Origin of the sequence: Mucilaginibacter gilvus, from assembly GCF_004054195.1 — a bacterium.
Lineage (GTDB): Bacteria > Bacteroidota > Bacteroidia > Sphingobacteriales > Sphingobacteriaceae > Mucilaginibacter > Mucilaginibacter gilvus.
The window spans coordinates 104,020-125,269 of the sequence record NZ_SBIW01000001.1 but is presented as its reverse complement, the minus strand read 5'-3'; the positions used below and the strand labels follow the sequence as shown (position 1 = coordinate 125,269).

Annotated in this window: 21 protein-coding genes; 10 read left to right on the top strand and 11 right to left on the bottom strand. The window is 45.0% G+C overall.

Annotation, left to right across the window (positions count from 1 at the left end; translation table 11 throughout):
- Positions 1–17 precede the first annotated feature (17 nt).
- A complete protein-coding gene (dprA, locus tag EPL05_RS00595; protein WP_128531572.1) occupies positions 18–1,118 on the top strand; it encodes a DNA-processing protein DprA in 1,101 nt (366 codons plus the stop codon).
- On the opposite strand, the gene EPL05_RS00590 is transcribed toward dprA, so the two are convergent.
- The 6 genes from EPL05_RS00590 to sppA form a co-directional block, all read right to left on the bottom strand.
- Complete coding sequence (locus EPL05_RS00590; RefSeq protein ID WP_128531571.1) at positions 1,115–1,591, bottom strand: SixA phosphatase family protein; 477 nt, start codon at positions 1,589–1,591, stop codon at positions 1,115–1,117. The genes dprA and EPL05_RS00590 overlap by 4 nt on opposite strands.
- Before the next feature lie 69 nt (positions 1,592–1,660).
- Positions 1,661–2,290, bottom strand: a complete 630-nt coding sequence (locus tag EPL05_RS00585; RefSeq protein ID WP_128531570.1) for a porin family protein — start codon at positions 2,288–2,290, stop codon at positions 1,661–1,663.
- Positions 2,291–2,356: 66 nt separating this feature from the next.
- Positions 2,357–3,322 (bottom strand): glycosyltransferase family 9 protein, encoded by a 966-nt coding sequence (locus EPL05_RS00580; RefSeq protein ID WP_128531569.1) that lies wholly within the window; start codon positions 3,320–3,322, stop codon positions 2,357–2,359.
- Between the two features lie 16 nt (positions 3,323–3,338).
- A complete protein-coding gene (gene rfaE2 / locus EPL05_RS00575; RefSeq protein WP_243837179.1) occupies positions 3,339–3,926 on the bottom strand; it encodes a D-glycero-beta-D-manno-heptose 1-phosphate adenylyltransferase in 588 nt (195 codons plus the stop codon).
- Positions 3,927–4,164: 238 nt separating this feature from the next.
- Positions 4,165–5,841, bottom strand: a complete 1,677-nt coding sequence (locus tag EPL05_RS00570) for a DNA polymerase/3'-5' exonuclease PolX (protein WP_128531568.1) — start codon at positions 5,839–5,841, stop codon at positions 4,165–4,167.
- Positions 5,842–6,478: 637 nt separating this feature from the next.
- Complete coding sequence (sppA, locus tag EPL05_RS00565) at positions 6,479–8,275, bottom strand: signal peptide peptidase SppA (protein WP_128531567.1); 1,797 nt, start codon at positions 8,273–8,275, stop codon at positions 6,479–6,481.
- Positions 8,276–8,365: 90 nt separating this feature from the next.
- On the opposite strand from sppA, the gene folK reads away from it, so the two are divergent.
- Positions 8,366–8,851: a 2-amino-4-hydroxy-6-hydroxymethyldihydropteridine diphosphokinase gene (folK, locus tag EPL05_RS00560; protein ID WP_128531566.1), complete on the top strand. Its 486-nt coding sequence runs from the start codon at positions 8,366–8,368 to the stop codon at positions 8,849–8,851.
- Positions 8,852–8,867: 16 nt separating this feature from the next.
- A complete protein-coding gene (locus tag EPL05_RS00555; protein ID WP_128531565.1) occupies positions 8,868–9,245 on the top strand; it encodes an Hpt domain-containing protein in 378 nt (125 codons plus the stop codon).
- A gap of 144 nt (positions 9,246–9,389) precedes the next feature.
- Here the strand turns inward: EPL05_RS00555 and purS are convergent, their stop codons facing one another.
- The 3 genes from purS to rho all read right to left on the bottom strand — a co-directional run bounded on the left by purS (position 9,390) and on the right by rho (position 12,145).
- On the bottom strand, positions 9,390–9,647 hold the full coding sequence (gene purS / locus EPL05_RS00550) for a phosphoribosylformylglycinamidine synthase subunit PurS (RefSeq protein WP_128531564.1): 258 nt from the start codon (positions 9,645–9,647) through the stop codon (positions 9,390–9,392).
- A gap of 31 nt (positions 9,648–9,678) precedes the next feature.
- Positions 9,679–10,419 (bottom strand): CDP-diacylglycerol--serine O-phosphatidyltransferase, encoded by a 741-nt coding sequence (gene pssA, locus EPL05_RS00545; RefSeq protein ID WP_128531563.1) that lies wholly within the window; start codon positions 10,417–10,419, stop codon positions 9,679–9,681.
- Positions 10,420–10,510: 91 nt separating this feature from the next.
- Positions 10,511–12,145, bottom strand: coding sequence for a transcription termination factor Rho (gene rho, locus EPL05_RS00540; RefSeq protein WP_128531562.1), 1,635 nt, complete (start codon positions 12,143–12,145; stop codon positions 10,511–10,513).
- Positions 12,146–12,396: 251 nt separating this feature from the next.
- Between rho and pyrF the strand changes: the two genes are divergently transcribed.
- The 7 genes from pyrF to EPL05_RS00505 all read left to right on the top strand — a co-directional run bounded on the left by pyrF (position 12,397) and on the right by EPL05_RS00505 (position 18,663).
- A complete protein-coding gene (pyrF, locus tag EPL05_RS00535) occupies positions 12,397–13,227 on the top strand; it encodes an orotidine-5'-phosphate decarboxylase (RefSeq protein WP_166727617.1) in 831 nt (276 codons plus the stop codon).
- A 362-nt stretch (positions 13,228–13,589) separates the two neighbouring features.
- Positions 13,590–13,928, top strand: coding sequence for a hypothetical protein (locus tag EPL05_RS00530; protein ID WP_128531560.1), 339 nt, complete (start codon positions 13,590–13,592; stop codon positions 13,926–13,928).
- A 4-nt stretch (positions 13,929–13,932) separates the two neighbouring features.
- Positions 13,933–14,349 (top strand): SH3 domain-containing protein, encoded by a 417-nt coding sequence (locus EPL05_RS00525; RefSeq protein WP_128531559.1) that lies wholly within the window; start codon positions 13,933–13,935, stop codon positions 14,347–14,349.
- Positions 14,350–14,367: 18 nt separating this feature from the next.
- Positions 14,368–14,790 carry a hypothetical protein gene (locus tag EPL05_RS00520; RefSeq protein ID WP_128531558.1) on the top strand — a complete coding sequence of 141 codons (423 nt, stop codon included), beginning with the start codon at positions 14,368–14,370 and terminating at the stop codon, positions 14,788–14,790.
- A gap of 154 nt (positions 14,791–14,944) precedes the next feature.
- A complete protein-coding gene (locus EPL05_RS00515) occupies positions 14,945–16,921 on the top strand; it encodes an alpha/beta hydrolase family protein (RefSeq protein WP_128531557.1) in 1,977 nt (658 codons plus the stop codon).
- A 345-nt stretch (positions 16,922–17,266) separates the two neighbouring features.
- Positions 17,267–17,695 carry a hypothetical protein gene (locus tag EPL05_RS00510; protein WP_128531556.1) on the top strand — a complete coding sequence of 143 codons (429 nt, stop codon included), beginning with the start codon at positions 17,267–17,269 and terminating at the stop codon, positions 17,693–17,695.
- Positions 17,692–18,663 (top strand): MBOAT family protein, encoded by a 972-nt coding sequence (locus EPL05_RS00505; RefSeq protein ID WP_128531555.1) that lies wholly within the window; start codon positions 17,692–17,694, stop codon positions 18,661–18,663. The genes EPL05_RS00510 and EPL05_RS00505 overlap by 4 nt, the downstream gene beginning before the upstream one ends.
- 71 nt (positions 18,664–18,734) lie before the next feature.
- Here the strand turns inward: EPL05_RS00505 and EPL05_RS00500 are convergent, their stop codons facing one another.
- Positions 18,735–19,268 (bottom strand): pyridoxamine 5'-phosphate oxidase family protein, encoded by a 534-nt coding sequence (locus EPL05_RS00500; protein WP_128531554.1) that lies wholly within the window; start codon positions 19,266–19,268, stop codon positions 18,735–18,737.
- A gap of 278 nt (positions 19,269–19,546) precedes the next feature.
- A complete protein-coding gene (locus EPL05_RS00495) occupies positions 19,547–20,914 on the bottom strand; it encodes an exonuclease domain-containing protein (RefSeq protein WP_128531553.1) in 1,368 nt (455 codons plus the stop codon).
- Positions 20,915–21,250 lie beyond the last annotated feature (336 nt).

Genomic DNA, 21,250 nt, shown 5'->3' with positions numbered 1-21,250 from the left:
TAGGTGCAGCAAAAACTATGTCGTTACATCACCAAATAGCTTTAACATTTGTAAAAAAGATAGGCCCCGTACTGGCAAAATCAATGATAAGCAAGTTTGGCGATGCCGAGCAGATCTTCCGGCTATCAAAAACGGCGCTTACCAAAGCGCGCGGCATAGGTGCAAAAACCCTGGAACTTGCCGATTTTGACGAGGCCCTGCGCCGCGCGGAGCTGGAGTTGAAATTCATCGAAAGGAATAATATTGATGTGCTTTTTTATACCGATCCGCGATACCCCAAGCGCTTAAAAAACTGCCACGATTCGCCTTTGCTACTATTCTCACGCGGGAATGCTAACCTAAATATGCAGCGGGTAATTAGCATAGTAGGTACCCGTAACGCTACCGATTATGGCAGGCAGCTTTGTAAACAATTGGTAGAAGAACTGCAGGAGTATAACATATTAATTGCCAGCGGACTGGCCCTGGGTATAGATGTGGCTGCGCACAAAGAATGTTTGCGTATGGGTGTGCCAACCGTTGGCGTTTTGGGGCATGGCTACGATAGGATGTACCCCTCGCAAAATCGCGGTACGGCTGAGAAGATGCTGGAAAACGGCGGATTACTGTCCGAGTATCCCTCTGGCACCAGGCCAGATAGGGAGAACTTTCCGCAGCGGAACCGCATTGTGGCCGGCATGGCCGATGCTACAGTGGTGGTAGAAGCCGGACTAAAAGGCGGCGCGCTCATCACCGCCGAAATTGCCAATAGCTACAACCGCGATGTGTTTGCCTTCCCCGGCAGGTTGGGTGATGAATATTCTGAAGGATGTAACTTCCTCATCCGCAACCATAAAGCCCAGCTGCTTACCTGCGTGGCCGACTTGGCTTACAGCCTCGGCTGGGAAAAGAATAGCGAGTTGAAAAACACGCCGGAACAACTGATATTACCTATAGACCTATCCACGGGCGAACGTGCCATCTATGATATCATCCGCGAGAACAGATCGCCACTTGCTATAGATGACCTGAGCATTAAAGCAAATATGCCCATTAGCCAACTGGCCATGGCGCTGCTGGATATGGAGCTGCAGGGCTTCATCCGGTCGTTACCGGGCAAAACCTATAGCATCAACTAAATTTTAGGGTTGTCGTAATAAGTGAGCTTGCCCGAATCTTCATAAATTTCTTCCCAGGCATCCAGGTTAAACTCAATCAGGGCAACTGTTCCGGGTGGAACCTCTTTTATGGCGCCGCTTAGTGTGTACAGTATTTGCTCTACCGCGGGGTTATGCCCAACAAGGGCGATAAAGTCCTGGTCGGCAGGGAGTTCATTAATGATGCGCAGCAGGGTGGGCTCGCCGGCTTCATAAATAGCTTTGATGATGGTTGATGGAGCCAGCTTTAAGTTATCGGTAAAAATATTAGCCGTAGCATGGGTGCGCAATGCCGGGCTGGTAACAAATAATTGGGGTATAATGCCCTGCTCCAGCAGGTGCTGTGCCATAGCTTCGGCGCCTTTTATGCCTTTTTCGGTAAGGGGGCGTTCAAAATCGGTATAGCCGCTTTCGTGGGTGGCTTTGGCGTGGCGTATCAGCAGCAGTTTCTTCATCGGTTTAAAAGTATAAAAAAAGAGGAGCAAAAATTGCTCCTCTTTTCTGGGGTATTAAATAATTCTTTGTTAAAAGGTAAAACCAACAGAAACGCCGAATACTTTATTTTTTATCGAACCTTCGCCATCCAGGTTGTTACCAATGTTTGATAAGCCAAGATCGTAGCTTAAGCCCACCAAAAAGCCGCCTTTAAGTTGTAAGCCAGCAATGCCTTGCAGGCCATATTCCATTTTTTTAATTTCATCTGCTCCGTCTCCAAAGGTTACATCTTGCGAAATAGTTGTACCATTTCCATCATCGCCTTTTGCTTTACCAGATATACCTATTGCCGCGAATGGACCAGCACCCAAATATATATTACCCACAACAATTGGTACGTGGTATACAAAATTTACCGGCACCTGCAGGTAATGTAAGTTATATTCGGCAGAGCCATCACCGCTATTATCACTTGTAGCTTTAAAACCTTTTCCGGTATAAAATAAACCTGGCTGTATAGAAATTGCGCCCGCTTTCAAGTCGGCAAATACACCAACTGAGTAAGTAGTTAATGTTCCAAGCGATGCAGAAACACTTCCGCTTGAAGCGGTAACGTTTGCAAAGTTGACGCCGCCTTTGATACCAAATTTAGGGATCTGTGCAAATGCACCCATTGATACAACAGCCACAAATAGGATGGAGAGTAATAATTTTTTCATGTGAATAAGGGTTAAATTTTGCCTAAAAGTAAATAATAAAAAATAAATTCCCCGCAGATATTTAAATTACCGGCTATTTACAAAGGAAGTTATTGGCTCTTCGGGCATATCATTCATACACTTAAAATGGCCCAGCGGACATTTTTCCAGCCCGAATTTAGAGCAGGGGCGGCAGCTGAGATCTATACCTGCTACTAAAATATCCTTCACCATATAAGGTTGCACGCCCAGCAGATAGGGTACGGTGCCCCCCCAAACGGATACAATTGGCCTGTTAAATGCCTCGGCAATATGGGTGAGCCCAGTATCAAACCCTATAATACTTTGCGCTTTAGACACCAAAAAAACCGACTCATCCAGCGAGGTTACACCGCAAGCATTGTAGGCCTTTTCGCCTAAAGCCGCAGTAATTTCGTCTCCATTTGCTTTAACATCTTTTCCGCCTAAAAGTACTACGGGCAGTTTCAGGTCTTTACAAATATTAATGATCTTGTAGTTTGGCAGCCGTTTAGTAAAGTGGGTAGCGCCTATAATAAAAGCCACAAACCCGTTTTGGTGCGATGAGGGGAGAAGCTTGTTTAACTCGTATTGCCCTACATAATAATCTATCGTTTTACCATCGTTGGTAACACCTAAAAATTCAATGGTTTTTAAATATCGGTCTACCAAATGCGTACTGGGCACTAATTTTAGGTTAAGCTTTAAACTCAGCCACTTGCGTGCAGTATATTTTTTATAGGTAGACGATTTAATGCCTGCGCGAAGTTTAATAATAGCCGTGCGCAGGTTGTTGTGCAAGTCTATAATGCAATCGTACTTTTCCGCCTTAATATCGGCAATGGTTTCTGCCAGTGTTGGTTTCAGCAACAGCAGCTTATCAAGGTAGGGGTTGTTATTGTAGATGTATTGAAAGGCTGGTTTGGTAAGGAAATGTACTTCGGCGTTGGGAACCTGCTTTTTTAAACAGCGCACAACGGGTGTGGTGTAAATTACATCACCCATTGAACTGAAGCGGATAACCAGTATTTTCATCTTTATAAATTGTGGGTCAAGCTATTTGTCCGCGTATTTTGTTGATAATGGAGGTTGAAGAGTAACCCTCCACCAGGCTAATGGTTTTTACTTCGCCACCGTTGGCCAGCACCTCTTTGGCACCCGCAATGTTTTCGATGGTATAATCGGCACCCTTTACTAATATGTCCGGCATTAGGGTAACGATAAGGTCGCGAGGGGTATCTTCTTCGAAAAGTACTATCCCGTCTACAAAAAATAAGGCGGCCAGTAGTGCGGCGCGGGTGCTTTGATCGTTCAAGGGGCGGCTATCGCCCTTAAGCCTTTTAACCGATGCATCAGCGTTTAGGCCTATCACCAGTTTATCGCCCAGTTCTGCAGCCTTGGCCATATAGGTAATATGCCCCAAATGCAGCAGATCGAACACGCCATTGGTGAACACTATCTTTTTGCCCTCGGCTTTCCATGCTTGTATACGGGTGGCAAGGGTAGGGGTATCGGTTATTTTATCTATAAGGGTTTGTTCGAGGTTGTGGCGCATAATGACTGTTTTTGGGCTAAAGCCACTATTTTGTTTATCCATCCGTGCCCTAAAGGGGCGGCAATAATGTTGTTTTATATTCACTGTCGTTGGGTTTTAACCAACGGGATTCTTGGCGTTCCCTTCGGGCGGGCTTTCCGCTCATACTGCACTGGCCTTATTCACAGGCCGGTATCCGCTGCAATCCCTAACGCGGGTAGGTGGCATTTTCCAATCCCTCCCGACGGAGGGATTTTATTTTCTTCACCCTCTTTACCGCAGGTAGAGAGGGTTGACCAACGTAGTGTAGTCGGGGTGAGTCAACTGATAAAGCGATGCAACTCTACTTCGGCTTCTTCAATTCAAAAACCTTTTTTATCCCGTCCAAAGATAGCGCATTCAGGCACATTTCTTTGGTTAGGCCACCCTTGCGGGCAACATTTACGCCGTATTCCATATCCAGGAAACCGCTGTTACGGTGCGCATCGGGGTTTATGGATAGCATCACACCTTTATCCAGGGCATATTGGTGCCAGCGCCAATCGAGGTCTAAACGTACCGGGTTGGCATTTATTTCGATGATCACCTTGTTGGCGGCGCAGGCATCTATCACTTTTTTATAGTCGATATCATACCCTTTGCGGCTCAGTAACAGCCTGCCGGTAGGGTGCCCCAATATGGTGGTGTATGGGTTTTCTATGGCTTTTATCAACCTCGCGGTAGCTTTATCTTCCGCCATTTTTAAATTGGAGTGAACCGACGCCACGATAAAATCGAAGCGCTGCAATAGCTCGTCTGGGTAATCCAGCGAACCATCGTTCAGAATGTCCGATTCGATCCCTTTAAATATATGGAAGTCTGTAAGTTTCTTATTCAGATGATCTATCTCCTCGTGTTGCTGCAACACCCGTTCGATGCTTAAACCCTTGGCGTAGAAAGCGCTCTTGCTATGATCGCACATGCCTAAATACCCCAGCTTTAATTCATCGCGGCAGCACAGGGCCATTTCTTCAATGGTGTTTACGCCATCGCTCCAGTTGCTGTGATTGTGCAGGGTGCCTTTCAGGTCGTGATAGGTGATGAGGGTAGGCAACGTGTTGTTACCGGCCCGTTCTATAAAGGTATCACCCTCGCGTAGTTCCGGCTGCATCCAGGCGAGCCCTGCTTTCTTGTATATAAATTCCTCGCTCGATGGTTCTTCCAGCTCTTGGGTCATCAAATTCATCACAGCATGGACGTGTTCATCGGTGCCGGTATTTATAAACAGTTCTTTATAATATTCAGCCTTATCCACACAAACAATATCCACCAGTAGTCCGTTTTTTAGTTCGCCGCTAATGTGATCGCCATTCAAACTAACATTACCAAGGATCTGCGAATTGGCCAGCGCATTGAACGCGATATGCTGGTTAAGGCTGCCTATCACAATTACCAGTTCGGTAATAACTTCATTTAAGCGGCGAAATTCACCCGCAAAATGTTTTAAAGCTTCCGGGAAGATGCTCTTTATCTCGTCCATCAGCAGTTTTGCCTCTTCCTCTACCTGCGCGTATAGGAATTTGCCATTGCCCGCCATCCTGAATTCGATCAGCCTGCGGATCTCGTCCTGCGTTTTCAAACCGAAGCCTTTGGCTTCTATTAACCGGTTTTCGTTGCAGGCGTAGTATAGCTCGCCCACGTTTTCGATGCCCAGTTCGTGCCATATCGTAGCCACTTTTTTAGCGCCGATGCCTTTAATGCCCATCATTTCCACAATGCCCTCCGGGGTTTTCTCCAGCATTTCCTGTAGTTCGGCCATTGTGCCGGTTTCCAGCAGTTCGGCTATTTTGGCGGCAAGGCTTTTGCCAATACCGTCTATCTTCTCCAGTTCGGCAATAGTTTTACCGGCAATGGGGAAGGGCAGCTTATCCACCTTAAAAGCAGCGTTGGCTATGGATTTAATTTTGAAGGGGTTAACCTCGTGCAATTCCATCAATTGCGAGAGCAGGCGAAGCGTACGGGCTATGGGCTTGTTTTCCATAAATTGGTTTGCGGTAAAAATACAAAAGGCAGTGGTAATTTGCGGCTTTATTTATAATTGAACAACGGGATGGAGGAAGTGTTTTTAGCTCCAAAAAACCCTGAAGTGGCATTAAGGAACACAGAGATGCAATATGTTTTGGATTTATATGGTAGAGAGCGCAGAGATTATGTAACGATAACGTGCAGGAAAGATTAGTCGATTAAAAGAAGAGCAATTTTGGATAGAGTATATTACCTGTCATTATATATGTTGTGTAAAAATAAAATAAATAGGCAATAATCACCAAGGGCATTTTTGCTGTACGCGATTTAATGTTAATCACCAGCATATATAAAACGACAGCTACAAGAAAAGCAAGGAAAAGCCAATAACTCCAAATGCCAAATACAAACGGGTCTAACCTGTCCTTAATCGGAGCGAAATAGTTTAAATAAATGTATAACGTCATTAAAAGCAAAAGAAAAATATAAGTGCCTATTCTGAATATTTTAATCATAATTGAATATAAATATACAAACTTAGTGAACACATACGTTGGCGCAAATGAGCCACTTGCATTAAGTAGCTAAAAATTAATAAAACAAAAAAAGCCGCCCTCCCAGGCAGCTTCTCCATAAAATATTTAGACACAAAATTATTTTATAACCACATCGTAAGGCATACGTGCCTGCGGGGTGCGCATCATTTGGGTTACGCCTTTTATTTGCTCGTAGTATTTGTAGTTTTCGCCAAGTTCGGCCTTTACAAAATGAGCTTTCACCTGTGCGGAAAAACCTTGCCCTAATTTGCTGAAAACGCTTTTTTGCTCAGGGTAGTTTACCAATTGGTATTCTTTCAGGTTCGCTTTTTTGGCGGCAGATGCTACCGCATCGTTGATGTTACCAAGTTTATCAACCAAGCCATTTTTCAAAGCTTGTTCGCCCGTCCACACACGGCCCTGGCCAATGGAATTGATATATGCCTGTGATTTTTTACGACCCGCAGCAACGGCTTTGGTGAAAGTATCGTAACCGCGGTTCACGCTTTTTTGCAGGATTGCTTTTTCCTCCGGCGTTAACGGGCGACTTACATCCCCCAGATCGGCGTACTTACCGGTTTTTACACCATCGAAAGTAATCCCCAGTTTATCATTAAAAAATTTCTGCATGTTGGGCAGCACGGCAAAGATGCCGATAGAGCCGGTAATGGTATTTGGCTCGGCATAAATAGAGTCTGCCGCGCAGGCGATATAATAACCACCAGAAGCAGCCACATCACCCATGGAAACAATGATAGGTTTTACCTTTTTGGTAAGCATCACCTCGCGCCAGATCACATCAGAGGCCAGCGAACTTCCGCCCGGTGAGTTTACCCTCAGTACAATAGCTTTTACTTTATCGTCGGTACGTGCCTTGCGGATAGCTTTGGAGATCTTTTCGGAACCAATGCTATTATCATCGCCATCGCCGCCGTTAATTTCGCCCGACGCGTATATCACCGCTATGCGGTTTTTTGAAGAGGTTTTTTTCTCGTCGTTTTTATCATCGTCTTCCTTCGCTTCGCTTTTTACGTAGTCGCCAAGTTCAACGCTGTGCAGGTCGTCTTTTTCAGAGATACTGGTTCGCTTTTTCAGGTCGCTTAAGATCTCGTCCTTGTATTTCAATCCGTCAACCAGTTTGTATTTCAACGCGTCTTCCGGCTCCTGTATGGTACCGTTATTGGCGTAATTGAAAAGCGAATCTTTATTAATATGGCGGCTGGTGCTTATCCCGGTCAAAAAATGGTTATACATCGACCCTAAGTAGGAGGTAACCTGCTCGCGGTTGGCATCGCTCATTTTTGTTAAAAAGAAGGGCTCTACAGCGCTTTTGTAAGTACCTACCTTGATGATCTGTGCTTCGATGCCCAGTTTATCCATCGCACCTTTCAGGAAGGTAACTTCCGAACTGAAACCTTTAAATTCGATGATGCCTTTTGGGTTCATGTAAACTTTATCAGCAACAGAAGCCAGGTAGTAAAAGCCTTGGGTGTAAATTTCCGAATATGCCACCACAAACTTGCCCGACTTTTTAAAGTCGATAAGCGCGTTACGAATTTCTTCGGTAGTGGCCTGGCCCTGCATCATATAGCTTTCGTCCAGAAAAATACCTTTAATGTTTTCGTCGTTCTTGCCTTTTTTAATGCTGGCCAAAATATCGTTCAGCCCTGGCTCTTTTTTCGAATCGAGCCCCAGAAAGGGAATTTCGGCGAGCGGATTGTGTGGAGTACGTTCGTTTACAGGGTAATCTATCTTAATATGCAGAATAGAATTCGAATCAACATCGGATGTTTTGCTGGAGCTCGAAGAGGCTATTATTCCACCTATTAAAATAGCAAACAAAACAAATAGAACGAAGACTGAGAGAATAACACCTACAAACGAGGCCAATACAAATTTGAAGAATTGTTTCATTAACTGTTATAAATCATTTATATATGCAAACTTACTAAATAGGGCCTGTTTAATGTTATTAAGAGCCCGATATATACTATTTGTTACAACATGGTTACTGTTTTTTTACTATTGGGGACTAACCTTGGCAACCGGGAATTGTTTTTGCAAGAGGCTATTATGTATATCGAGCAGCTTGTTGCGCCTGTAACCAAAGCCTCCGCCGTTTACGAAACGCAATCGTGGGGTAAAACCGACCAGCCCGATTATCTTAACCGGGTTATTACGCTGCAAACCAATCTTACCGCACGGCACGTGTTAGAAAAAATACTGGCTATAGAGTTACTGATGGGACGTAAGCGCGAGGAAAAATGGGGCTCGCGCATTATCGATATCGATATTTTATTTTATGGCGACGCGGTTGTCAACGAGCCGGGCCTGATAGTACCGCATCCCGAACTGCATAACCGCCGCTTTACGCTGGAACCCTTAGCCGAGATAGCCCCGGAGTTTTTGCACCCCCGGTTAAATAAAAACATTTTAGCACTCAAAAATGAGCTAAAAGACAGCTTGATTGTAAAAAAAGTATACTTTTGAAATATAAACCTGTACGATGGCCGATAACATACCAGACCAAGACCTTGATCTTGCTTTTTTATACGAAATAGCCGATGGTGCCGACGACTTTATTGTTGATTCGATAGCCATGTTTTTAGACCAAACCCCGCAGTTGCTGGCCGCCATTACCGATGCCATTAATGCGCAGGATTGGGTAGTTGCCGCTCAGGCGTCGCATAAACTGAAACCAAATTTGGGCTTTTTTGGTATGCCCTGGTGCCAGGCTACCATACAAGAGGTAGAAATAGCCTGCAAGACCGGTGCCGCTAACCCACCCGAGATCATCGCTACATTTAACATGGTAAAAACCATGGTGAACAAAAACCTGATAGAGCTGAATAAAATTAAGATAGAGAAAGAAGCGAACCTTTAAGAAGTTCAAAGTCGAAAGTATAAAGTCGAAAGTTCGGTAATAAAAGAGGAAGGCAAACACATGTGTTTGCCTTCCTCTTTTATTACGTATTTAAAATTAGCCCTCTTCAGACTTTTAACTTTATACTTTCGACTTTAAACTTACCTAAGCTACTTCTTCCAGCTTAAAGCTATAGCTTTCCATAATAAGGTTAGCCAGGAGGTTTTTGCAGGCCTCGTCAACTTTGGCGTTGGCGGTTTCGGTGCTATCGGCTTCAATTTCGAGGGAAATGTGCTTGCCTATGCGTACGTTTTGAATTTCGGATAAACCTAAATTCTTCATACTGCCGGTTACGGCTTTGCCTTGCGGGTCAAGAATTTCTTTTTTCGGCATTACATCAATTTCGGCCAGGAACTTTTTCATCTGTGTGATTGTGTGTTAGGAGGATACTACCTTAAGCTGATTTTCTGTGCGAACCGCTCATGATGGTATCGTCGGCAAATTTTAGTTGAATTAACGATAAGGTGATATACATTACAATGACCACCGGAACTGCCGCAAATTTAAAAAATAGTATGAGTATTGCCGAAAACAGCAGCAATAAATAACGGTAAAAGTTTTTGTTGAAATCGCGGTTCTTGAATTTGAGCGACATAAGCGGTATTTCGGCCACCAGCAGGATGCACATCACTATAATAAAGCTAATTAAACCATAAGGGTTTAAAATGTAGCGGTCTAAACCATCGTATTGTTCTAATATCAACGGGAACGAAGCGATGAGGATGGCGTTTGCCGGGGTAGGGAGGCCTATAAAGCTTTCGGCCTGGCGGGTATCTGTATTGAATTTAGCCAGCCTTAATGCCGAGAATACAGGGATGAGGAAAGCGATGAAATTAAGCCAGGTGCTTATGCCCGTTTGCGGAGCTTGTAAAAGCAACTCGTACATAATGGCCGAGGGTAAAAAGCCAAAGCTTACCATATCTGCCAGCGAATCAAGGTCTTTACCGATGCAGGAGGTTGAATTTAAAACCCTGGAGGCAAAGCCGTCGAAAAAGTCAAAAATGGCCGCCAAAAAAATGGCATAGGATGCAATTACCAGGTTATCCTGGAAAGCAAACACGATGCCCACACAGCCGCTAAACAGATTTGCGCACGTTATGGCATTCGGAAGATGTTTTTTTACTCGCCTCCTCATAATTGGTTATGAAGGTATCATTATTTTTATAAAAAACACGGAGTTATAAATTAACATTGTGCTAAATTATAACTCCATATATATAAATATATTATGAATTCATCGAAATCAGGAACTCTTCGTTAGTTTTTGTACCTCTTATCTGAGCCTGTAAAAACTCCATACTCTCCTGTGAATTCATATCGGCAAGGTGATTACGCAAAATCCAGATGCGTTGTAACGTGTCGCGGTCAAGCAACAGGTCGTCGCGGCGGGTGCTCGATGCTGTGATATCAATAGCCGGGAAGATGCGTTTGTTGGATAATTTACGATCCAACTGCAGCTCCATGTTCCCTGTACCTTTAAATTCTTCAAAGATAACCTCATCCATTTTAGAGCCGGTTTCGGTAAGTGCCGTAGCGATGATGGTTAACGAACCGCCATCCTCAATGTTACGGGCCGCACCAAAAAAGCGTTTCGGCTTATGCAGCGCGTTAGCGTCCACACCACCCGATAATATTTTACCGGATGCAGGGGCAACCGTGTTATAGGCACGCGCCAAACGGGTGATAGAATCCAGCAGAATAACAACATCGTGCCCGCACTCTACCATGCGTTTTGCTTTCTCTAATACAATATTGGCAATTTTTACGTGGCGCTCTGCAGGCTCATCAAAAGTTGACGATACTACCTCGGCGCGTACACTGCGGGCCATATCGGTAACCTCCTCGGGTCGCTCATCAATTAATAAGATGATCAGGTAAACTTCGGGGTGGTTTTTGGCAATCGCGTTAGCAACATCCTTCAACAACATGGTTTTACCCGTTTTTGGCTGCGCTACAATTAATCCGCGCTGGCCTTTACCGATAGGCGAGAACAGGTCCATAATACGGGTAGAATAGTTACCGGCATCAGTGAACAGGCTCAGTTTTTCGGACGGGAAAAGCGGGGTTAAGTGGTCGAAAGGTACACGGTCTCGCACTTCGGCAGGGATCCTACCGTTAATGGCTTCTACACGTACCAATGGGAAATATTTTTCGCCTTCTTTTGGTGGGCGGATGCTACCGCGCACTGTATCGCCGGTTTTAAGGCCGAACAATTTTATTTGCGACTGCGATACATATATATCATCCGGAGATGTGAGGTAGTTATAATCTGATGAGCGCAGGAAGCCATAGCCATCGGGCATAATTTCCAGCACACCTTCGTTTACAATTACGTTGTCAAAATCCATGTTAATGGCGGGTTCCTGGTTTTTTTGCGCAGGGCCGTTACCTGTATTATTAACGCGGCGTTCAAATTTTTGAGGGCGGGTATCAGCGGCAGGCAATTGATCAGCACGTATGGCCTGCTCCTCTTCAGTTTCGGTAGTAGTAGCCGAAACTGCAGGGGTGTTGTTGCCACGGTTGTTATTCTCCAACTCGTCTTCATCCTGCTCAAATGAGTTGGTATCGTTTAAAGGTACTTCTACCCTTGGTTCGTTCTTAGCTTTTACCACGCGGGTTCTTTTGCGTGTTTTTTCTTCGGCTTCTGGCGCTTCAGTTTCTGCGGGAGCAGCTTTTGGAGCGTAATTATTTTCGACGGTGCTCTGCTGGCTGCGGGCGGCTTCTATTAATTGCTGTTGTTCAACTATTGCAACTATCAGTTGGGCTTTTCTAAGCTCATCGGCGGTGGCAATACCTAAACTTTTAGCAATGTCGCGCAACTCAGAAACGAGTTTGTCGTTCAATTCGATTGTATCAGACATGATATGAATTATAGTTCAAAAGGATTTTTTAGTTGAAAGATTGTTTTGCAACCCTGTATATGCAAAATTTAAGCCAGGTAAGTATCAGAAATAACGACGTGGTGATAAAAATTGTTTCTTGTGTGCAAGAAGACGCAGGGGATAACAATGCAATTTTAATGAAATATTCTTAAAATGCAAATTTAATAAAAAAATAATACCTTTCGCGTATTTTTTTAGACTTTTGGCATTTAATAAAATAACTCTCCATGATATCCCGCCAGCAGCTTATACAACAGATAAAACAAAAGAAAACATTTTTATGTGTGGGATTAGATACGGATGTAGATAAAATCCCCGAATTTTTAAAAGAATACCCCGATCCGGCCTTTGAATTCAACAAACGCATTATTGATGCTACTAAGGATCTGTGCATCGCATACAAACCCAACGCCGCTTTTTATGAGAGCCGGGGAATGAAAGGCTTGCAAAGCCTGATATCCACTTATGAATACCTGCCTAAGGACTGTTTATCTATTATAGATGCCAAGCGCGGCGATATCGGCAACACGTCTGACAACTACGCCAAGGCATTTTTTAACGAGGATGTTACCGGGATGGGCTTTGACGCCATTACCGTTACGCCTTATATGGGGAACGATAGCGTAACGCCTTACTTAAAGTACGATGGCAAGTGGGTGATCATCCTGGCGCTTACCTCATCGGTAGGGAGTAAGGATTTCCAGTACCTGAACACCGGCGAGGGCTACCTGTATGAAACCGTGATACAAAAGGCCAATACCTGGGCCGGTGTAGATAGGCTGATGTTTGTAGTAGGCGCTACTAAAAGCACGGAGTTTACCAATATACGCCAATACGCACCCGATAATTTTTTGCTGGTACCCGGCGTAGGTGCCCAGGGCGGCAGCCTGGAAGAGGTGTGTAAATACGGCATCACCAAAGATTGCGGACTGATCGTAAACGCGTCCCGCTCTATTATCTACGCCAGTAACGGCGAGGACTTTGCTGAGGCAGCAAGGGCAGAAGCTTTGAGTTTGCAGCAGCAGATGCAGGCGGAGCTGGAGAAAGCGGGGGTGATATAGAGCTATCTGATCTGTAGAGACAAGTTACTTCGCATCTTTTGTAAGCACAATAAATATTAATACGTCGAGATTTAATTGATGGTAGAGGCGCGAGGTACCGCGTCTCCACCATATCCGCGCCACCCTCTACTCTGGTTAATAGAACCATTTCTTGTAGGTCAATTACTGATATTGCAATTGGGCACAGCACACTCACGCTTGCTGTTTACAAATGTGTTAGTCCCTAACGCAATCTAATACTTGTCTCTTTTCCACAAAGTGGCCCGGTTTATAATATTTACAATTAGTTATTATTTGTTACTTATATGAAACAAAAGGTCCGCTGTTTCATTAAATATTAAGTAATCAACTTAATAAATTTTATGAAAAAACAGCTTTTTAAAACAATGTTTGTAGCCTGCGCTATAGCAGCTTCAATACAATTCACAGCCTGTAAAGGGAAGAAAACCGATGCTGTATCAGCAGATACAGTTAAAACTGATACCGTTACCGTTGCGCCGGTAACGATTGCAGCCGATGATGAGCTTACAAACGGCGTAAAAGACGCCACGAAAGATTTCCCCGGCGTAACTGCTACAGTTAGCAATGGTGAGATAAACCTAACCGGTGATATCACACGCGAAAAATTGCAAAAGCTAATGATGAATTTGAACGCTTTGCATGCCAAAAAAATAAATAATAATCTCACCATAAGCAAATAACACTATGGCACTACAGGAAAAATACGCCGAACTTATACAGGCGGCAAAAACCGGCGGAATCAGTAATCTACAGGTTCGCGAGCAAGGCAACGTACTATATATTGATGGCAGCACAAGCAGCGGGGCGTTGAAAGATTCGTTATGGGACATCTACAATAAAATAGATCCCGATTACCGCGCCGGTGATCTGATACTTAATATAGATGCATCTGCCGCCACGGGCACACAGGCAAAAGTGAGTACCGAATCGTCTAACCTAAACATAAGAAAAGGCCCGGGCACTGATCAGCCCATTGTAGGCAAAGCCGCGCATAATGCTATAGTTACAGTAATAAGCCGCGCTAATGACCAATGGAGCCTTGTACGTACCGACAAGGGCGAAGAAGGCTACGCCTACAGCCAATATTTAACCCAGGTTTAATTTTAATGTATACAAATTATGTTCGACCAGATATTAAATCTTGTAAAACAACAAATTGGGGGAAACCCGCAGGTAGCTAACAACATACCGGCTGATAGAGCCGATGATGTGCACCACGAAATAGCAACTCATGTAAACAACGGCATTCAAACCGAGGCAGCTGCCCAGGGTGGTGTTGGTGGATTATTATCTTCATTAACGGGTAGTCTTACTTCGGGCAGCCCGGTTACTAATGCCATCACTGGCGGGTTGGTAGGCAGTTTAGGCAGTAAATTTGGGCTAAGCCCGGCTGCTACGGGGGCAATAGCAGCAGCTTTGCCCGGCATACTGCAAAAGTTTGCACATAAGGCAAACGACCCTAACGATCAAAGCATCACTCCCGATAATATAACCAAAAGCCTTTCAGGCGGTGGCGGATTAGGAAGCTTATTCGGCGGATAACATTACGGCCCTCTTTGTTAAGCAAAGCGGGCCGTAATTTTGAGAATACATGCGATGTATGTAACATCTTACCATCGCATCATTCAAAAAATCATAACTATTAGCATTATATATCAGTAATTCCTTAAATTACATTCCAATCTAATGCTTTGATATGAAAAAATACCTTACGCTGCTTTTCGCCGCATCGCTGGCATCCGCCGCATTCGCCCAAACCGAAAAAAAACCTTTTAAGCCGACTGATTTTTATAAAATCCCGGCAGTAAGCGACCCACAGGTTTCGCCGGATGGTAAATGGGTGGCTTACGGTGTTTCTACCGTGGATACCGCAAAGGATAAACGCGTATCGCACCTTTGGATGCAAAGTTGGGACGGCAAAACGTCTATCCAGCTTACACACGGAGCCGAGCCGGCCTCAAGGGCACGGTGGAGCCCGGATGGTGCATACCTGGCGTTTTTATCCTCACGCGAATCAAAGAATGGATCGCAATTATGGCTGATGGACCGACGCGGTGGCGAGGCCAAAAAAATAACGGATATAAAAGGAAACCTTGGCGATTACGAATGGAACCCGGATGGCAGCAAAGTAGTTATCGTTATTGGCGACCCGGACAACAAAGGCAAGGAAGCGCCCAAAACAGCAAAGCCAATAGTGTTAGATCGTTACCATTTTAAGCAGGATTACCAGGGCTACCTGGATGATGCCCGCAATCACCTGTATATTTTTGATATCAATACCAAAAAATTGGATACCATTACCAAGGGTAAGTTTGATGAGCGCTCGCCAACCTGGAGCCCGGATGGCAAAAGCATTGTGTTTGTGAGCAACCACGATGCCGACCCTGACAGGAGCGAGAATAATGATATTTTTGTTGTGGAAGCTAAAGCAAACGGAGCTGTTAAACAACTGACTACCTGGAAAGGTCACGATATTAGTCCAAGAATTAGTCCCGATGGTAAAACCATTGCCTACCTACGTCAGGATAGCGAGGGATACAATATGTATGACCAGAACATCCTGTGTATAATGAATGCAGACGGGAGCAGTAACCAGTTGCTTACCAAGCAGCTCGACCGACCGGTAGACAGCCCCGAATGGAGCAAAGACGGCAAAAGCATCGCCTTTTTGGTAGATGACGACCGCGAGCGCTATGCGGCTACGTACACCATCGCAAACAAAAAGATAAGCATTATATCCGCTACCCGTGGCAAAATAAGCGTGGGCGATATTACAGCGCATAGCGCCGGCAACTGGGTAACAACTGTAAGCGACCCGTATTTGCCGCTCGAGATCTACGCGATGGAAGCCGGCAAACTGCGACGCCTAACCTTTCAGCAGCAGGAATGGCTGAGCAAGGTACAACTGGCACAGGTTACCAGCTTTCAATCTACAAGTAAAGATGGTACAAAAGTATCGGGCGTACTATATCGCCCCGATAGCACCAGCACCAAAAAGATGCCTTTCATCCTTTTTGTGCATGGCGGCCCTGTGGCGCAGGACGATTACAGTTTTGATGGCACCTGCCAGGTATTAGCCAGCGCAGGCTATGCGGTAGCTACGGTAAATTACCGTGGCAGCTCGGGCCGGGGTATTGATTATACCAAGGCGATAGCTGCCGATTGGGGTAACAAAGAGGTGATTGACCTGCATGGCGCGGTTGATGAGCTGGTAAAACGCGGCATTGCCGACCCGGCTAAACTGGGCGTAGGCGGCTGGAGCTACGGTGGTATCACTACCGACTTTTTGATAGCCAGCGACACCCGTTTTAAAGCGGCGGCAAGCGGCGCAGGCAGTGCCTTGCAAATTGCCAATTATGGTATAGATCAATATATTTTGCAGTACGACAATGAACTGGGCCAGCCATGGAAGAATATTGAGGTGTACAACAAGATCTCGTACCCCTTCTTACATGCCGACAGGATAAAAACACCGGTGCTGTTTATGTCGGGCCTGAAGGATTTTAACGTGCCAACTGCCGGCAGCGAGCAGATGTACCAGGCGCTAAAATCGCTTGGCGTAGATGCCGAACTGATATTGTATCCCAACCAAAATCACGGCATCAGCATCCCCAGCTACCAGGTTGATAGGGTAGAACGGTATATTAAATGGTACGATAAGTATTTGAAATAGACGCCCGCAATTAGAGTTGAAAAAGTTTACAAAAGTTAACACAATTCAGAGTGTTAACTTTTTAAATAATTATTAATCAGTAAGTTGCATTTTTAAGGGTTAACACAAAATGCATTTTTTTAATTGATTATTTTGTCATATTAAGAGTAAAAAAATGAATTCTTCATCTTAAAGGTAATGGCATTGTTCTGCGAGGAACGCTTAGGAACGAAAAGCCTTGCAGTATTAATGCAAGGCTTTTTATTTATCGAGGGGGCACCACAATAATAAATTAAATTTTCAATATATTTTGAAAGTTTAGAATTGTATTTATATTTGCGCACTGAATTAAAACCGGGTAGCGAAATGGAAAAGGCCACTGTTTATCAATTACTTCAACTGGCAGGGCTGGCGCAACTGGCATTGGTGGCCGGGAGTTTGGCAATCCCAAAAGTATTGAAGTGGGGTACAGAGCTGGCAAAAGTTCAGCTGCTGATCAACCAAATGTTTTGGACTTACGCGGCCTATATCCTCATAATAAACTTGTGTTTTGGGCTGATCTCTTTATTCGCTGCAGGCGACCTGCTCAATGGTTCGCGGCTGGCTATGCTGATTACCGGCTTTATTGCCGTTTACTGGATCTCGAGGGTGCTCATTCAGTTCTTTTATTTCGACAGGAGCAGCTTCCCTGTTGGGAAGCTGAATAAGGTGGTGGAAATAATATTGGTTTCTCTATTTGTCTCCCTCAGCATCGTTTACAGTTTGGCTTTTTACATCAATTTTCAACAGGTATGACTATGCAATTGCTCATCCACTTCGTTTATTTCGCCTTCATAAATTTGGGGATAGTACTGATTGGTTATGTTTTTTTGAAAAAGCAAATGCTATTCGCCGGTTGGGCAATGCTGGTAATCAGTATAGCGGTTGTTTATTTTATATTCCTCAACGATCATCCTATCCTGAAAATGCTGACTATTATTGCAACTACGTTTAGCGGTATGAAGGTGATAGCGGTGACGGAAGGCTACAAAAGCAGACGGCTTACGCTTAGCTTTAAACAATGGCTCACGTATGCCATTGGCTGGGTAGGGATGCGTGCGCAGCCTTTCGAAACACTTGGCCAAAAAGCCTTACCAAATGCCTGGCCGATGGTTAAGTTCGGGGTCAGCCGGATAATTGCCGGTGCGATATTGATTTTGCTTGCTCATTGGCTTGTCGCTTTGCGGCTTGATGGCTCCTTAACCTATGTTTTGGTGACCCCAATCCTATTAATTGGTTTAAGTTTGATCTTACACTTCGGCTTGCTCAGTATCAGTGCAGGGATGTGGCGGTTCTCGGGCGTAAATACCTATTATTTATTCAGGCAGCCGGCAAAAGCTTTGAGCCTTACCGAACTTTGGAGCAAGCGTTGGAATATCGCTTTCAGCGAAATGACCTCGGTAGCCATATTTCGCCCGTTGAAAAATAAGACCGGTGCGGCCGTGGCGTTAATAGTATCCTTTATTTTTTCGGGCCTGCTGCACGAACTGGCGCTGAGCCTGCCCGTAAATAGTGGCTACGGTTTGCCGACGCTATATTTTGTGATACAGGGAATATTGGTGTTAATAGAAAAGTTATTGCAGAGCCGTGGGATTATGTTTCTGCAGAACCAGGTGGTGGCGAGAATATGGGTTTTCTTTTGGCTGATAGTACCGATGCCGCTCCTGTTTCACTGGCAATTTATCAGGCAGATCGTGTGGCCGATGGTGGGCCTGCACTTATAAAGTTGATGGGCCGGCCAGGTTATTAGAACATATCTAAAAATGAGTACCCGGGCCGGCCTTATCAACAAAGGTTAGGGTTGAAGTTTCCCCTCTATCGAATCGTCAAGCGTTTTGCCAATAGCGGCACCTACTAATTGTTTCACAAAAGCAACAGCGTTGCCGTGCTTGTTATCCCAATAATAACCTTGTGTTGGGCTTACTTTGATAACAGAGATGCGCGGATCATTCTCACCTTCGGTGAACCAGACTTTTAGTATGGGTTGCCATAGCTCTTTTATCTTTTCCTTGTCTTCGCTTACCTCGGCTATCCCGTAAACGTTCAGGAAATCGGAGTATTTAGAACCCTGGAATAGTAGTTGCACCATTGGGTCTATTAAGATCTCCGCGTTTTTGTGGCTGTCGTTAGCGCTCAGGAACCACAGGTCGCCATTATCATCTATTTTTTGCGGCGACATAGGGCGGGTAGAAAATGGCAGTCCGGTTTTAATATTGCTGCAAAAAAAACAGCTGGTACCCTCGGCCATTTCCTTTAGTTTTTTCCAGGCTTGGTTGCCTTCCAGGTTCTCAAAATTATCTTCGGGTTGTTGTTGGTTAATGCTATCCATAATAGGTTGCTATATTTTTAAATGATAATATATTAACCTGAGAGAAATTTAATTGTTTGGGGAGTTGTTGAAAATAATAAATACGATGTCATTTCGAACCGGTATGCGGGAGATAGTGCGTGTAAGGCGAGTGTGAAAAACTATCTCTTGAGCGATAGCGAAAAATCTTTTACACCATACTTGTTGTTTAAGCAAACGGTAATGCACTGGCGTTAAAGCACGGCGTATAAGATTTCTCGTCGCTGTGCTTCCTCGAAATGAAATGGATTGACAAGAACCTATCCCGCAAAACTAACTTTCCGTTCCGGGTATCTGCTGGCATAACCCGTTACAATGTTTTTGATATAATCATTACCTGGGTAGGGGGTGAGGTAGTTTTTAAGTTGCTGGATGTTATTGGCATCAAAATAATGGGAGATATAGCCCATACCGTAAAAACGGCCTTCTTCTATCAGGATACAGCTGTGCTCTTCGCCGTTGCGGCCTTCATCGCGGATGGCGAAGGTGGGCAGGGCTTTCTTCAGCTCATCTATAGCTGCAGTTACTTTGATGTTGTATTCGTTGGGTGTTTCGTGGCCTTCGCAGGCGCAGGCGTTTACATTGTTACCGCTGCAGGGTTGGTCGTTCTTTTGAACAAAGCACATTTTGGGGCACAGGCTAAAGGTTTCTATCAGTTTATTCAGCAGGCTGTAGCCTTCCAGCAGCGAGTTGCAGGCATATATAGATGGCATGTGCTTCCGGTGTTTATCAACCGCCAGGCGCAGGTAACCGCGCTGGTCCTCGTAGGCATAAAGCCCGTAAGTGTTCTCGAAACGTTTAAGCGAACGGTTGTATTTTGGCCAGAGGCGTTTGATCTCCACGGCTTCCAGCACGAAGGCAATTAGTTCGGTACCGCAAACCTGGTGACTGATGCGGTGAATGCTTTTTAAAAATTCCTGCCGCTGCTGGCCCGCGTTGTTGCCCGTGAAATGGCTGCATACCCGTTTTTTTAGGTTTTTGGCTTTGCCCACGTAAACCACTTTGCCTTTTTCATCGTGAAAATAGTACACGCCGGGGCAATTGGGCAGGGCATCCACATCTGCTTTTGGCAAATTGGCCGGCAAACGCTGCTCTTTCGAGTTTAGTTTCAGGGCTTGCCCAATATGGTTGGCCGTATCACTCTTAAGGTATAGGGAAAACAGATGCGCGGTTGCTTCGGCATCGCCCATGGCACGGTGGCGGCTGTTGTTGCCAATACCCAGGTGCGAGCAAAGCTTGCCCAAACTGTACGACAGCAGCCCCGGCATGATCTTGCGCCCAAGCCTTACCGTGCAAAGCTTATTAGCATTCAATTCGTAGCCGGCGGCGTGGAGGTGGTAGCGTAAAAAAGAATAATCGAAATTAACGTTGTGTGCCACGAAGATCTGGCCTTTTAGCAGGTGGTAGATCTCGTGTGCCACATCTTCAAACAGCGGGGCGGTGCTCACCATTTCGTTGGTGATGCCGGTTAAGGCGCGGATATACACCGGGATATCGCGTTGCGGGTTCACCAGGCTCTTAAAACGGCGGGTAACTTTTTTACCGTCGTGGATGCATATAGCAATCTCCGTAATGCCATTGGCGCTGGCATGCCCCCCCGTAGTCTCAATATCCACAATTGCGTACATATTTCAAATGTAAAACAATTTTGCTAATATATTTAGTTGTGAGAGGTTAAAAAAGTTAAGCGTAGAATTTTCGATTCCCTTCTCCAAAGGAGGCGGGCAGGAATGAGCGGTGGCAGGGGTGTGTTTGCCAACTTTGCAACGCGCGAACACACCCTTCCACACCTCTTGAGAGAGTAATAGCCTATGATTAGACAAGTGGCAATCCATGAAACGTTCCGATGGAACGTGATACTACTTATTTCCGTTGTTTCTACCCATGAAACATCCCGATGGGATGAAAAAATTGAAATCGTTCTGTAGGAACGTTTCATGGGTAAAAAACAAATATCTACCCAT